This window comes from Solidesulfovibrio carbinolicus (assembly GCF_004135975.1).
GTDB classification, from domain to species: domain Bacteria; phylum Desulfobacterota; class Desulfovibrionia; order Desulfovibrionales; family Desulfovibrionaceae; genus Solidesulfovibrio; species Solidesulfovibrio carbinolicus.
Genome location: NZ_CP026538.1, coordinates 3,742,326 through 3,756,464, shown reverse-complemented (window position 1 = coordinate 3,756,464; position 14,139 = coordinate 3,742,326). Strand labels below are relative to the sequence as shown.

At 68.3% G+C, this 14,139-nt stretch carries 11 protein-coding genes and 1 tRNA gene; 8 read left to right on the top strand and 4 right to left on the bottom strand.

Features of this window, described 5'->3' with window-relative positions; translation table 11 throughout:
- Nucleotide 1 precedes the first annotated feature (1 nt).
- Together C3Y92_RS16780 and C3Y92_RS16775 are read right to left on the bottom strand one after the other, a co-directional pair.
- On the bottom strand, nucleotides 2-1,540 hold the full coding sequence (locus C3Y92_RS16780) for a methyl-accepting chemotaxis protein (RefSeq protein ID WP_129354488.1): 1,539 nt from the start codon (nucleotides 1,538-1,540) through the stop codon (nucleotides 2-4).
- Nucleotides 1,541-1,790: 250 nt separating this feature from the next.
- Nucleotides 1,791-4,175 carry a methyltransferase domain-containing protein gene (locus C3Y92_RS16775; RefSeq protein ID WP_129354486.1) on the bottom strand — a complete coding sequence of 795 codons (2,385 nt, stop codon included), beginning with the start codon at nucleotides 4,173-4,175 and terminating at the stop codon, nucleotides 1,791-1,793.
- Nucleotides 4,176-4,369: 194 nt separating this feature from the next.
- On the opposite strand from C3Y92_RS16775, the gene C3Y92_RS16770 reads away from it, so the two are divergent.
- The 5 genes from C3Y92_RS16770 to C3Y92_RS16750 all read left to right on the top strand — a co-directional run bounded on the left by C3Y92_RS16770 (nucleotide 4,370) and on the right by C3Y92_RS16750 (nucleotide 7,695).
- Nucleotides 4,370-4,870, top strand: coding sequence for a YchJ family protein (locus tag C3Y92_RS16770; RefSeq protein ID WP_129354484.1), 501 nt, complete (start codon nucleotides 4,370-4,372; stop codon nucleotides 4,868-4,870).
- 78 nt (nucleotides 4,871-4,948) lie between these two features.
- A complete protein-coding gene (locus C3Y92_RS16765; protein WP_129354482.1) occupies nucleotides 4,949-5,554 on the top strand; it encodes a class I SAM-dependent methyltransferase in 606 nt (201 codons plus the stop codon).
- Nucleotides 5,555-5,854: 300 nt separating this feature from the next.
- Nucleotides 5,855-6,622: a DUF2092 domain-containing protein gene (locus C3Y92_RS16760; RefSeq protein WP_129354480.1), complete on the top strand. Its 768-nt coding sequence runs from the start codon at nucleotides 5,855-5,857 to the stop codon at nucleotides 6,620-6,622.
- Between the two features lie 12 nt (nucleotides 6,623-6,634).
- On the top strand, nucleotides 6,635-7,336 hold the full coding sequence (locus C3Y92_RS16755; protein WP_129354478.1) for a hypothetical protein: 702 nt from the start codon (nucleotides 6,635-6,637) through the stop codon (nucleotides 7,334-7,336).
- A 20-nt stretch (nucleotides 7,337-7,356) separates the two neighbouring features.
- Entirely contained in the window at nucleotides 7,357-7,695 is a 339-nt protein-coding gene (locus tag C3Y92_RS16750) for a hypothetical protein (RefSeq protein WP_129354476.1), read from the top strand.
- A gap of 125 nt (nucleotides 7,696-7,820) precedes the next feature.
- On the opposite strand, the gene C3Y92_RS16745 is transcribed toward C3Y92_RS16750, so the two are convergent.
- Nucleotides 7,821-8,069, bottom strand: a complete 249-nt coding sequence (locus tag C3Y92_RS16745; protein WP_129354474.1) for a hypothetical protein — start codon at nucleotides 8,067-8,069, stop codon at nucleotides 7,821-7,823.
- 154 nt (nucleotides 8,070-8,223) lie between these two features.
- Nucleotides 8,224-8,299 (bottom strand) — tRNA-Lys (locus tag C3Y92_RS16740).
- Between the two features lie 179 nt (nucleotides 8,300-8,478).
- On the opposite strand from C3Y92_RS16740, the gene C3Y92_RS16735 reads away from it, so the two are divergent.
- The 3 genes from C3Y92_RS16735 to C3Y92_RS16725 all read left to right on the top strand — a co-directional run bounded on the left by C3Y92_RS16735 (nucleotide 8,479) and on the right by C3Y92_RS16725 (nucleotide 13,908).
- Nucleotides 8,479-9,972, top strand: a complete 1,494-nt coding sequence (locus C3Y92_RS16735) for a PSP1 domain-containing protein (RefSeq protein ID WP_129354472.1) — start codon at nucleotides 8,479-8,481, stop codon at nucleotides 9,970-9,972.
- Nucleotides 9,969-11,924, top strand: coding sequence for a methionine--tRNA ligase (gene metG / locus C3Y92_RS16730; RefSeq protein WP_129354470.1), 1,956 nt, complete (start codon nucleotides 9,969-9,971; stop codon nucleotides 11,922-11,924). Before C3Y92_RS16735 ends, metG begins: the two co-directional genes overlap by 4 nt.
- A 169-nt stretch (nucleotides 11,925-12,093) precedes the next feature.
- Entirely contained in the window at nucleotides 12,094-13,908 is a 1,815-nt protein-coding gene (locus tag C3Y92_RS16725) for a methyl-accepting chemotaxis protein (RefSeq protein ID WP_129354468.1), read from the top strand.
- The last annotated feature ends 231 nt before the right edge of the window (nucleotides 13,909-14,139 follow it).

Sequence of the window (14,139 nt, the reverse complement as noted above, 5' to 3'; positions counted from 1 at the left end):
ATTATTGCTCCAGATGCATCCGGGTCATGGACGTCTTGAGGTCGCTGGCCAGGTGGGCCAGATCGGTGACGGCCGAGGAGGCCACGGCCATGGCTCCGGCCGTGGATTCGGCGATGGTGTTGATGTGGTCGGTGGAGCGGTTGATCTCTTCGGAGGTGGCCGACTGCTGCTCGGCGGCGGTGGCGATGCCGCGCACCTGATCCGAGGTGCGCTCGACGAAGTTGAGGATCTGGCGCAGGGCGTCGCCGGCCTCGTGGGCCAGGGCGTCGGCTTTTTCGATGACGTGGGTGGTTTCGTCGGTGGCGGCCATGTTGCGGCTGGCGCTGTCCTGGATGGCCCGGATGTAGTTGCTGACTTCCTTGGTGGCGGTCATGGTTTTTTCGGCCAGCTTGCGCACTTCGTCGGCCACCACGGCGAAACCGCGCCCGGCCTCGCCGGCTCGGGCCGCCTCGATGGCGGCATTGAGCGCCAGCAGGTTGGTCTGGTCGGCGATGTCGGAGATGACCTGCATGATCTGGCCGATGCCCTGGGCCTGTTCGCCCAGGCCGCGCATTTCCGATTTGAGGCCGTTGGCTTTTTCGCTCACCGATTCCATGACCTCGATGACCTTGTCCACGAGCCCCGCGCCGGTGGCGGCCATGGAATTGGCTTGGCCGGCGGTGGCGGCGGCGTCGCCGGCGTTGCGGGCCACTTCGAGGATGGTGGAATTCATTTCCTCGATGGCCGTGGCCACTTCGGCGGTGCGGGCGCGCTGCTCCTCCATGCCTTCGGTGGAATGCCCGATCTGGGCGCTCATCTGTTCGGCCGCTTCGGCCAGGCTTTCGGCCACGGCGGTGGCTTCCTTGACGCCGCTGGCGATGCGGTTGTTTTGCTCGGTGATGGTGCGTTCCTTGAGCACGACGCCGGTGAAGTCGGCCACGGACACGAAGGCCCCGATGAGCTTGCCGTCGAAATCGACGACCGGGGCGGAGAAGATGCTGATGAACTTGTGGTGGCCCTTGCGGGTGTCGAACTCGGTCTTGGAGGATTGTTTCTGGCGGGTGCGCAGGGCGTGTTCGGCCACGGTTTCGCGGGAGTCGCCGTAGAAGAACCGCGAGAAGGACGTGCCGATGTGTTTTTCCGGCGCGCCGTCGTTTTCGGTCAGCTTCACCATGTATTCGTTGAGCCATTTGATCTTGCCCTGTTCGTCGACAATAGCCATGGGCGTGATGATGTTGCCGATCATGGCTTCGTCTCGGGACAGGCGGGCCTTGAGCGCGGTCTCGTGGGGAATCAGCGCCTCGCGCAGGGCGGCGGTTTCAAGCAGGGGATGGTCGGTGATGCTGCAGGTAAAGGCGTTGGAAGTCATGGCCGCGAAGGTGTCCTGCATCTGGGCGCAGGCGCCGTTGACCGCGCTTTGCGTCCAGAAGACGAAAATCGTGGTCAGGGCGAAGGAGGCAGCCAACAAGGCCACGGCGGCCGGCCCGGTGCCCAGAAAGCCGGCGGCGGCCAGGAGCAGGGCATTGACAATGACGCAGCACACAACCGGGAACGATTTCATACGATCCTCCGACGCCGATGGGCGGCTCCGTAAGTACGGGTGGAGGTTGCGTAACGCAATGGACTGCAAAGCGCAACACGCCGGACACGCGCCGGGGCGGCAATCGTGGACGAATTTGCCGCATGGCGGCGATCCCGCAGGAGGCTGGAGCCGGGGGGTGGGAAACAGTGCAACTGTGTAGACCTGTCACTGCGAGGCGTCGTCGGGAGCCGGCCGTTGTTGGTGCAACGGCCGGTTTTGCGAGCGGCGGCTAGGAATTGTTCCGAACGGGCGGGCCGATATTGAACGGAGCCAAGGCCGGCTGGTTGGCCGTTTTTTGTAAAAGCGCGGTCACGGTTTCGTTCGGAGCCGGACCGCAGCAGCACGAGGAACCGCCGGCGTCGAAATCTGGATTGGCGATGTTTCCCCGTTCGTCCAGGACCAGCAGGAAGGCCCCGGCCGGATCGTCCTCGTGGAGCTCGACCTCGCGCACCTCGCCGGCCGGCAGCAGTTCGCCCGAGGCCAGGGCCACGGCCCGAAACGGCCCCCGGTAGAGCACCCGGCGGCGGATCGGCGCGGTCAGCGGTTTTTTCGCTTCCACGGTGACGGAATAGAAGTCGTGGCCGCCCACCACCCGGTAGGGAAAGCGGCGCAGGATACGCACGGCCGTAAATCCGGCTTCTTCGAGGATGGCGACCAGATCGGTCTGGGTCAGCGTGCCGGAGATGCATTCGCCGCGTAGTGTCGGATCGTTGCGGATGACGGCCGGAGCCGGGGTTTCGGTGGCCACGTCGGAAAAGACCAGCCGTCCGCCCGGGGCCAGCACCCGCAGGATCTCGGCGTAGAGCCGGCGCTTTTTCGTAGAGAGGTTCAGCACGCAGTTGGAGACGATGCAGTGAACCGACCCGTCGGCCACGGGCAGGGCTTCAAGATAGCCCTGGAGAAAAACGGCGTTGGCGTAGCCCAGCACCTCGGCCGTGGCCGCCCCGGCCCTGGCCGCCCGGCCCAGCATGGCCGGCAGCATGTCCACCCCGATGGCCCGGCCCGTCGGCCCCACCTGCCGGGCGGCGATGAGGCACTCCACCCCGGCCCCGCAGCCGAGGTCCATCACCGTCTCGCCCGGGACCAGGGCGGCGTCGGCCACGGGCGAGCCGCAGCCGTAGCCACGCACCCGGTAAAATTCCGGGATATGGTCCACCAGTTCCAGGGGATAGCGCACCGGGTTGACGATGTCGCCTTTTTCCACGGCGGCGGCTTCGGTGTAGAAGTCCTTGATGTGGCCCAGGCTCGTCGTGCCGGCCATGGACAGCAGGCAGTTGGCGTGGGCCAGGGCCACCTCGCCGTGGGCATGGCAGCTCTCGTGGGTCTCGCCCATCTTGAGCCGCAGTCCGGGCCGGTCCGGCCGGCCGTCGGGCACGCCGGCCGCCTCCCGGGCGATCATCCAGCCGGCCAGACGGCGGCGCAGGGGCAGATAGGGGTCCTCGCCGTCAAAACGGCCGTCATGCCGCCAGGCATGGTCCGGGTCCGGGCCGCCCAATACAAACCGCCAGGGATCATCCGAATCGGCGCAGGTGACCCGGCGAAGCCCGGCCAAAACCGGGCTGTGCCGCCAGGCCGCGGCCAGCCCGCCGGGGCCGATGGGCGTGGCCACGGCCGCCTCGCCGATAAGCGCCGGGCTCGGGTAGAGCCGGCCGTCGGGACCCACGGCCACGGATTCCCAGCCCGACGTCGCGCCGTCGTGGCGGGTGCCGGCCGGGGAAAACACCTGGCCGGCCAGGGCCGTCAGATTGTCCACGGCCACGCCGGCCGCCTCGGCCCGCCGGGCCGCCTCGGTGACGGCGGCAAAAAGCGCGTCATCGTCCGGGCGATGGTCGTCGCGGCCCCGGCCGGCGGCGAAGTGCCACATGAAATGCAGTCCGGCCGCGCCGACGTTGGCGGCCAGATCGGCCAGGGCCGGCAGATCGGCCACGTTGTCCCGGGTGGGGCAGGCCGACAAAGTGACGCCAAAGCCCATGGCCCTGGCCCGGGCCAGATCGTCGGCCAGCCGGGCGAACGCGCCAATTCCGCGCAGGGCGTCATGGCGCGGGGCCAGGCCGTCGCAGCTCACCTGGAAATGCACCCGGTCCCGGGGCCAGGAGGCGACAAGGGCGGCCTGGTCGGAAAAGCCTGTGCCGTTGGTGAGGATGGCCACATGGCTGCCCGGCACGGCCAGGGCGGCGGCCACGATGTCGGAAAGCCCCGGATGGCAAAACGGTTCGCCGCCGGTGAGCGCGAAGACCCGGCAACCCAGGGCCGCCGCCTCGGCCACCCGGGCCAGGGCCGTCTCGGTCGGCAGCTCGGTCCCGGCCGCCGGACCGGAGCAAAAAAGGCAGTGGCGGCAGGCCAGATTGCAGCGGTCGGTGACGTGCAGCCACAGCTCACCCAGGCGCGACAGGGTCAGGGCCTCGTGGCGACCAGCGTAGGGCGCGGCTGCGGCCTCGGGCAGCCGGGCCAGGAACAGGGCGTCGTCCACGGACCCGGCGCAGCCCGCGGCCGCCCGCTCAATGGCGGCCTGGCCGGCCGGGTTGGGCACGAACCAGTCCGGGCCTTGGGGAAAAAGATAAACGGCGGCGTCGTCGACGGCGATATGGGTCCAGCGGTCGGGTTCGAAAGGCATGGCGGTCTCCCTGGTGGGCAAGGCTTATCCCCGGACGACGAGCGGCCGGGACGGTCATCCCTAACCCAGGCCCGGGGCCGGCGACAAGGCCGGCCGGTTGACGGGCAAGGGCGCGATCCACCGATAGGGGATTGACCCGGCCGCCCGGCTGTGGAAACAGCCCTGCGGCGGCCATCGCCGCCAAAGGATGCCCCATGACCGACACCGAACTCTGTCCCTGCACCTCCGGCCGGCCCTTTGCCGACTGCTGCGGCCCGATCCTGGCCGGCACGGCCAAGGCGGCCACGGCCGAGGCGCTCATGCGCTCGCGCTATGCCGCCTTTGTCAAAAACGACATGGCCTACCTCGGGGCCAGCCTGGTCGCGGCCAAGCGGCCCGGGTTTTCCGCCTCGACCATCGCCGCCTGGAACGCCGATGTGGTTTGGAAAGGCCTGGAGATCCTCGAAACCGCCCTGGGCGGCCCGGACGACGAGCGCGGCGAAGTGCGCTTTGTGGCCTCCTACGAAAAGGACGGCCAGGCCGGCGATATCCGCGAGCACGCCCGGTTCCGCAAAAAAGGGGGCCGCTGGTACTACCTCGACGGCAAGCTGGAAGCGGCCGAACCCCAAGCCGCCCCCAAACGCGCCCCGGCCGGCCGCAACGACCCCTGCCCCTGCGGCTCCGGGGTGAAGTATAAAAAGTGCTGCGGTAAGTAGGAGTTAAGATGCCTCCGGCGGCCGGGGGCCTGAGGCCCCCGGACCCCCCAATGGGTGCCGGAGCGCAACGGGGGAACAATGGCGGCTCGGATCACGGCTTCGCTCACGTTTTTGCAGCATGTCCTGGCCGAAGCCCTGCGCCCCGGCGATCTGGCCGTGGACGCCACCGTGGGCAACGGCCACGACACGGCCTTGCTGGCCCGGCTGGTCGGCCCGTCGGGGCTGGTCCACGGCTTTGACGTGCAGGCCGAGGCCATCGCCTCGGCCGGGCGGCTCCTGGCCGCCGCCGGTCTGGCCGAGCGCGTGCGCCTCCATGCCCTGGGCCACGAGCGCCTGGCCGAGGTCCTGCCGGAAGCTGACCATGGCCGGGCGACGGCCGTGGTCTTCAATCTCGGCTACCTGCCCGGCGGCGACGAAACGCGCACTACTCGGCCGGAAACCACCCTGGCCGCCCTGGAGGCGAGCCGGGAAATCCTGGCTCCGGGCGGCGTCATCGCCCTGGCCTGCTACGGCGGCCATGCCGGCGGGGCCGAGGAAACGGCCGCCGTGGCTGCCTGGTGCCGGGCGCTGCCCTTTGCCGGCTGGCGCGTGGCCCGCTACGAACTCATCAACAAACCCGGTGGCCCCATCGTGGCCGTCATTGCTCACAAGCTCCCCAAATCCGGTTCTGGCGGCGGTTCGTAACCGCACCGCCTGTTCGCAAAGGCGACTCCTTCCGGCCTGCCGCCGCCGTTTCTCCTCTCCTTGCAAGGACGCCAGGCGAACTTTGCCTCCCTTACCCTTGGCCGGCCTGGTCGCGGCGTGGGCCTGGCCGCCCCGGGCCGGCTCCGACGGTGTGGCCTGGGCCACGCCCCGTCCGCCGGCGTCGTGGCTCAGGCCCAGGGCTTGGCCCAGGCTGGCTTCGTTGACAAAAAAAGGCTCTGGGTATTTAGTCTGCCATGAAGTGAAAAAGGGCCGTTTCGGCGGCAAACCAAGGAGTCCTTCATGCGCAAACGCCTTCCTGCCGCGAGCCTGGCTGCCCTGGCCCTGGCCCTGCTCCTGGCCGCCGGCCAGGCCCTGGCCGGTCCTTCCATCGACCCCAAGGCCGAGGCGGTCCTTCGGGCCATGGTCGCCAATCTGCAAGGTGTCAACGCCTTTTCCGTCACCGAGGCCAGCCTGGTGGACCGGGTGTTCCCCAACGGCCAGAAAGTGGCCTTTTTCCACAAAACGACCATCAAGGCCGAGCGTCCCGACAAGCTGCGGGCCGAGGCCGCGGGCGACGACGTATCCGGCCTGTGGCTGCTCAATGGCCCCAGCCTGACGCTGTACGACGCCAGGACCAAGGCCTACGTCGTCCTGGACGTGCCGCCGCGCCTGGAGCAGGCCCTGGGACAAGCCCTGGCCAAGCTGCGGCTGGTCGGCCCCATGGTCGATTTCCTGGCCGACGATCCCTACAAAAGCATCATGGACGGCGTGCTTGAAGCCGTCTACGTGGGCCAAAGCGAGGTGGGCGGCAAGCCCTGCCACCATCTGGCCTTTCGCCAACTGACCCGGGATTTCGAGCTGTGGATCGACGCCGGCAAGACGCCCTGGCCCCTGCGTCTGGCCGTCACCGACAAGACCCTGCACGGCGATCCCCGCACCCTGGTCGAATACGCCGACTGGAAGCCGGTTTCGGGCTTTAGCGCCAAGACCTTTGCCTGGACGCCGCCCAAGGACGCAAACCGGGTCGCGGTCGCTCCCCACAAGCCGGCCCCGGCCGCCAAGCCGTAACCGAGGCGCGCCATGGCACATATCTCCACGCGCGGCTTCTGCCGGCTTCTTGGCGTTTTGGGACTGGCCGCCGGACTCGTTGTCGCCGCTTCCGGGGCTGGTCAGGCCTTTCGGGGCTTCGGCGGCGGGGGCTTCCACGGCGGTTTCGGCGGCGGCGGGTTTGGCGGCGGCGGGTTCCATCCGCCGGAAGGCGGCTTTGGCGGGGGCGGGTTTCACCCGCCGGAAGGCGGCATGGGCTTTGGCGGGGGCATGCATCCGCCCGAGCCGGCCGGCTTCGGCGGCATGCCGCCCATGGCCCCGGCCGGGGCCATGGGCGCGCCCCGCCCCATGGGGCCGCCGGCCTTTGGCGACGCGCCCCGGCCGCCCATGCCCGGCCCCGTGCCGGGCTTTGGCCCCGCGCCCATGCCCGGGCCGCATCCCGGCCCCTTTGCCCCGGCTTTCGGGCCGGTGGGGCCGCCGCCGCCCGCGCCCTGGGTCGGACCGCGCCCCATCGCGCCCGTGCCGGTTCCCTATCCGGTCCCCGGTCCCGGCCCCTACGCCGGGGCGCTGTGGGCGCTGCCGGCCGCCGCGGCTGCTGTGACACTGGCCGGCGCGACCTATTACGCCGTGGGCAACGCCTACTACCAGCCCGTGATCCAGGATGGGTCCACCGTCTATGTCCAAGTCAATCCGCCCCAGTCGGGCGACGACGACGGTTTTGGCGACGACGATTGACCGCAACCCCGGAGGAAGCCATGAAGCGTTTTTGCCTTGCCTGTCTGGCCGTTGCCCTGCTGTGCGCGAGCCTTGGCGGCTGCGTGCCGCCCAAGCCCGCTTCGCCGTCGATGTTTTACGGCAACTGCATCACGCCCATGGGGGCCGATCCCTGCGATTCGGACATGAGCATCTGCCAGGTCTTTGAAGACGTCATCACCCAGAAATGGGCCACGGCCGGGGCCTGCCGCACGGCCTGCAACCAAGCTTACAACCAACTCAGCTACCAGTCTCCCGACCAGGACTGCGGCTACATGTTCTGGCGCGGCAGCGACCTGTGCGAGCAGGAGTGTCTGCGGCAGTATCCGAAGAACAAATAGCGGACGAGGCCGTCTTGCCAGGGGCGCGCCGGCCGGTGGAAACGCCGGCCGGCGCGCTGCCGTAGTCGAGACTGGTGAAGGATGGGCGGAGCAAGAAACTTACGGAACTGTAGGATGAGCCGTGGTCACAAAAGCAGAACAACCGTTTCATGGAGCGCGGCCAGATCGGTTTCGGGCTTGTGCGCCTCTTCCTTGGAGGCAAGCAGAACCTTTTCACTCATTTTGCTCAGGGCAACAACCTGACGAGCAAGAGCCATGTCCCGTTCCGTACGCGCTTTCAGCCGTCGCCCGGAAGACGCGACCGACCGCATATGGGCAAGGAGCCCGGCAAAGGTCGCCGCGTTGGCCGGTTTGCCGCAAGATGGCGTGCTCATGGGGTCACCTTGTCCATGGCAAGGGTCGAGTCAAGGGGACTGGGAAATCCTGGCAGGGGCGCCCCTGTAATCAGAAATGAGGGGCAGACAGGGGACAATATTTGTGCCCAACGCAAAAGGGGTCAGGCATTTCTGCCTAACCCCTTGAAATCTCTGGTGGGCCATCAAGGACTCGAACCTTGAACCAACGGATTAAGAGTCCGCTGCTCTACCAATTGAGCTAATGGCCCGTGCTGCACTCACGTGCGGCGAAGAGGAGGTCTACGCGGGAAGGGGTGGGCTGTCAACGCTTTTTTGAAAAAAAATCGCGACAAGCCGGCGACGCCATTTGCCGTTTGCCCCAATATGGAATATAGGCGCTCCCTGGACGCAAATTACCGCCGCCTCGCGGCGTACCCATAGGGCGCACATGAGCCATATCCTCGGCATCAAGTTCCGTGACCACGGACAGGTCTATTATTTCGAATCCGGCCCCTTTGTCGTGGCCCTGGGCGACGACGTCCTGGTCCAGACCGAACAGGGCCTGGGCATGGGCCATGTCGTCGCCGTGCGCGACGAGCTCCCCGAAGACGCCCACGAGGGCGAACTCAAACCCATTTTCCGCCTGCCCACCGACGAGGACCGGGACACCAAGCGCGAAAACGACCAGCTCGGCCGCGAGGCCCATGCCTGGTGCCGCAAGTGCATTGAGACCCGGAATCTCGACATGAAGCTCGTGGATGTGGAAGTGCTCCACGACCGCAGCAAGATCGTCTTTTATTTCACCGCTCCGGGCCGGGTCGATTTCCGCGAGCTGGTCAAGGATCTGGTCAAGGCCTACCACACCCGCATCGAGCTGCGCCAGATCGGCGTGCGCCACGAGACGCAGATGCTCGGGGCCATCGGCAACTGCGGCCAGATCTGCTGCTGCCGCCGGTTCATGCGCAAGTTCGCCCCGGTCACCATCAAGATGGCCAAGGAACAGAATCTGTTCCTCAACCCCACCAAGATTTCCGGCATCTGCGGCAGGCTTCTGTGCTGCCTGTCCTTTGAGCAGGAAAACTACGAGCAGTTCCAGAAAAAATGCCCGCGCGTGGGCAAGAAGTTTTCGACTTCGCTGGGCATGGTCAAGGTGCTGCGCACCAACCTGTTCCGAGAAACCATCAGCGTCCTGGACGAAGCCGGCGACGAGCATGAGCTGACCGTGGAGGAATGGACCCAGGCCCTGGAGAACCGTCCCGCCCCGGTAGAGCCTGGCGCCGAAGCCGCCGAGACGGCCAAAGCCGAGACGCCCCGTCCCGAACCGCGCCGCGCCGAGGCCGGCCGCCCGCCGCGAGGCGAGGGCGGACGCGGCGAGGGCCGCCGCGACGCCCGCCGCGAGGGCGGTTCCTCCGGCGAACGCCGCGACTCCCGCCGCGACGGCGGCCGGGACAGCGGACGCGACGGCGGACGTGACAGTGGACGCGACAGCGGGCGAGATGGCGGACGCGAGCAAAACCGCGACAGCGGACGCGACCATGGCCGGGACGGCGGGCGCGAGGGCGGCCGCGAGCCGCGCCGCGAGCCCGAACGCCGCCGCGACGCCGCACCGGCCGCCTCCGAAACCGACGCCCAGGCCCACGAGGCCGGCGGCCAGCCCCGGGAGCCGCAGCCCCGCGACGGGCTGCCCCGTGACGGGCAGTCCCGCGACGGCCAGCCTCGCGAGCCCCAAGGCCGTGACGGAGCCTCGCGCTCGTCCCGACGTTCCCGGCGCTCCGGCCGCCGGCCCGGCCGCCCGACCGGTCCCGGCGGTCCGTCCGCCCCGGGTGGCGACGGCGCGCCCGAAGCCCAGCAAAACCCCCGCCAGCGGTCCCGGCGTCCCGAGGGACGCCCCGACGGCCGCCAGGGCGGCAAACCTTCCCGTGAACCGGAGAGCGGATCGTGAATCGCTTTTTTATCACCACGCCCATTTACTACGTCAACGCCAAGCCCCACCTGGGCCATGCCTACACCACCATCGTGGCCGACGCCTTGGCCCGGTTCCACCAGCTGTGCGGCGAGGACGTCTTTTTCCTGACCGGCACCGACGAGCACGGCGACAAGATCGCCGAGGCCGCCGCCAAGGCCGGCCAGACGCCCAAGGAATACGCCGACGCCATCAGCGGCCTTTTTTCCTCGCTGTGGCCGGATCTCGGCATCACGCCCACGCGCTTTATCCGCACCACCGACGCCGACCACATCGCCGCCGTGCGCCGGGCCCTGCAGCTCGTCTATGACAAGGGCGACATCTATTTCGGCGAATACGGCGGGCATTACTGCAAAGGCTGCGAGCGGTTTTTGACCGAAAAAGAGCTGGTGGACGGCCTGTGCCCGGACCATAAGGTCAAGCCCGAGTACATTGCCGAGAAGAACTACTTCTTCCGCATGTCCAAGTACCAGGGCCAGCTTTTGGAGCACATCAAGGCCAATCCGGACTTCATCCGGCCGCGCCAGTACCGCAACGAGGTGGTGAGCCTGCTCGAATCCGGGGCGCTGGACGATCTGTGCATCTCCCGGCCCAAATCGCGTCTGACCTGGGGCGTGGAGCTGCCGTTTGATTCGAATTTCGTCACCTACGTCTGGTTCGATGCGCTCATCAACTACCTGACCGCCGCCGGCTGGCCCGACGCCCCGGATTTTAACGCCTGGTGGGGCGCGGCCGAGCACCTGGTGGCCAAGGATATCTTGAAGCCCCATGCCGTCTTTTGGCCCACCATGCTGCTGGCCATGGACTTGCCGCTGTATAAGCATTTAAACGTCCACGGCTACTGGCTGGTGCGCGACACCAAGATGTCCAAGTCCCTGGGCAACGTGGTGGAGCCGCGCGAGATGGCGGCGAAAGCCGGGCTGTCCGGGATGCGCTATTTCCTGCTGCGCGAAATGGTTTTCGGGGCCGATGCGAGCTTCACCGAGGAGGGCTTTGTCGGGCGCTTCAACGCCGATCTGGCCAACGACCTCGGCAATCTGGCCAACCGCACCCTGGCCATGACCGCCAAGTATTTCGGCTCGGTGCTGCCGGCCGGCCAGGAGGCCGATCCGGCCGACGGCGAGCTGGCCCAGTTGGCCGAGACGGCCGTGGCCAACTATTTGGCCCTGTTTCGCCAGGCCCAGTTCTCCCGGGCCCTGGACGCCTTGTGGGAGCTGGTGCGCGGGCTTAACCGCTACATCGACGCCACGGCCCCCTGGACGCTCTTCAAGGAAGGCCGGACCGACCGGCTGGCCACGGTCATGCGAAACGCCCTGGGCGGCCTGCGCACGGTGGCCGCCTGCCTGCTGCCGGTCATGCCCGAGGCGGCGGCCACGCTGCTGACCCAGCTTGGGCAGGACCCTGCCGCCGTCAACCTCATGGACGAGGCCAAGGGCTTTGCGCCCCTTGCCGCCGCCACCCAGGTGGCGGCCACGTCCAACCTCTTTCCGCGCCTGGACCCGCCGGTCCGGGAAGAAGTGGACGCGCCCAAGGCGGCCAAGCCGGCCAAAGAAGAAAAGAAAAAAGACAAGACCAAGGAGGCCCCGGCCAAGCCCGGACCGGCCGCCGAGGTGGAATACGACGACTTCGCCAAGCTCGATCTGCGCCTGGGCAAGGTGCTCTCCGTGGCCCCCGTGCCCGGGGCCGACCGCCTTTACATTATCCAGGCGGACATCGGCGAGGAGGCCCCGCGCCAGGTGGTGGCCGGGCTGGCCGAGCACTTTACGCCCGAGGAGCTGGTCGGCAGCCAGGTGACCATCGTGGCCAACCTCAAACCGCGCAAGCTGCGGGGCGTTCTCTCCCACGGCATGATCCTGGCCGTGCGCCATGCCGGGGGCATGGCGCTGATGACAGCCTCGGTTCCGGTGGCGCCGGGAGACCGGGTGTCCTAGAGAAGTCATGTTTTTGTCAAAAACGGCGCTTTTTAGCCGTCGTTGACTTGAAGCCCTCTTGTGTTACGAAAGGACGCGCGAGAGGGCTTTTGCGTGTCGGCCGGCCGGGCCACGTGGGGTGGGTTCGGCCGGCCGCCGCACGTCTTGCATTCTTGTCGTGGGGGGGCGTATGCGACTTTCCTTACAGTTGCGGCTGACGCTGACGACCGTCGTCGGCTTTGTCCTGGTGGTGCTGGCGGCCAATGTGGCCGTGTCCTGGCGGCTTGCCGACCTGACCGGGACGGCCCGGGAGCAGGTCGCCAAGGTGCGCCGCGACCTGGGGTCCGCCGAGGCGTCGGCGGCCCGGGCCGATCTGGAGTCCTTGGACGCGGTGCTGGCCGCCCTGCCGGCCCAGGCTGTTGCCGTGTCGGCTGGGGCTGGCGGCGTCTGCGCCGCCGGCATCGTCCTGGTCTTTCTGGCGCTTATCGGCCGGCATCTCATGACCCCCCTGGACCTGCTGGCCGCCTACGCCGACCGCGTGGCCCAGGGCCGGGCCGAACCGCTGCCCGACGATCCCCGTTTCATCGGTCGCCTGGGGCGGCTCAAGGCCAGCCTGGAGGCCATGGTCGCGGCCATGGCCGGCCAGCTCGCCCTGGTGCGCGATCACGCCGCCGAGGCCGACGCCCAGGCCGCCGCCGCCGAAAAAGCCGGCCGCGAAGCCCGGCTGGCCGTCAAGAAGGATGCCGTCCGCCGCCAGGGCATGCTCGGAGCCGGCGAAACCCTGGAGGGCGTGGCCGACTCCATCAAGCAGGCGACCGGATCGCTGCGCCAGGACGCCCGCGACGTTTCGGCCGGGGCCGAAGAGCAAAAGACCCGGGTGGACGACACCGCCGCCGACGTGGACGTGATGGTGGAGGCCACCGTGGCCGTGGCCCGGGCCGCCGAGCAGGCCGCCGGGGCCGCCGAGGAAGCCCGCCGCCGGGCCGCAGCCGGAGCGGCCGTGGTGGATGATTCCGTGGCCGCCATCGGCCGGGTGTCGACCCTGGCCGCCGCCCTCAAGGACAACATGGCCGGCCTTGGCCGCCAGGCCGAATCCATCGGCCAGGTCATGACCGTTATTTCCGACATCGCCGACCAGACCAACCTGCTGGCGCTCAATGCCGCCATCGAGGCGGCCCGGGCCGGCGAGGCCGGCCGCGGCTTTGCCGTGGTGGCCGACGAGGTGCGAAAGCTGGCCGAAAAGACCATGACCGCCACCAAGGAAGTGGGGCAGGTCATCCAGGCCATCCAGGCCGGGGCCTTTGACAACATCCGGGGCATGGACCAGGCCGGGGCGGCCGTGGACGACGCCACCAGCCTGGCCGGCCAGTCCCGGGCCGCCCTGGGCGAGATCGTGGCCCTGTCCGGCGACGCCGCCGGCCAGGTCGGGGAGATCGCCCGGTCCTGCGAGGCCCAGGTGGCCGCCGGGGAACGCGTCCAGTCGGCCGTTGGGCGCATCCGCGACCTGTCCTTGCGCACCGCCGACGGCATGGCCCGGTCCGCCGCCACCATCGAGGCCCTGGGCGGCGAGATCGAGGAACTCATCAAGTTAAACGGCGTGTTCAGGCTCATCGGCCAAGGCGCGGCCCAGGACGCCGTGGAGGCCCTGGCCGCTGGGCCGGCCATGGCCTCCCTGGACCGGGAGGCCATGGAGCGCCTCATGCGCCGGGCGCTTACCGACAACGCCTTTTTGGAGCTGCTCTACGCCACCGACGCCAAGGGCGTGCAGGTGACGGAAAACATCGCCCCAGCCGGCTTCAAGTCCACAAGCTCGGCCTCCATGATCGGCAAGAGCTGGGCGTCGCGGCCCTGGTTCACCAACGTCCTGGAGAACCAGGGTACGGCCATTTCCCCCATCTATATCTCGGAAGCCTCGGGCGAATACTGCCTGACCATTTCCGTGCCCATTCACAAGGACGACCGCATCGTGGGCGTGCTTGGGGCGGACATCAAGGTGTTTGGCTAGGCCGGCGGCCGTGGGCCTTCCGGCAAGGCCCGTCGCGCCTGTCCACCGGCCTTGTCTGTCCCTGGGCTGCTCGGCGCTCCGATTTGCGGCCTGCGCTGCGTCCCTGGAACAGGCCGGCAGCGTTACGGAAAGCGCCTATCGGTGCTGGTTGCCGGCAAAGCTGGAAGCGGTTTGTCAGGAACGTGCTGCGAACCGGTCCGGGCAGCGCCAACCTGTCGATGCTTTGCCCTT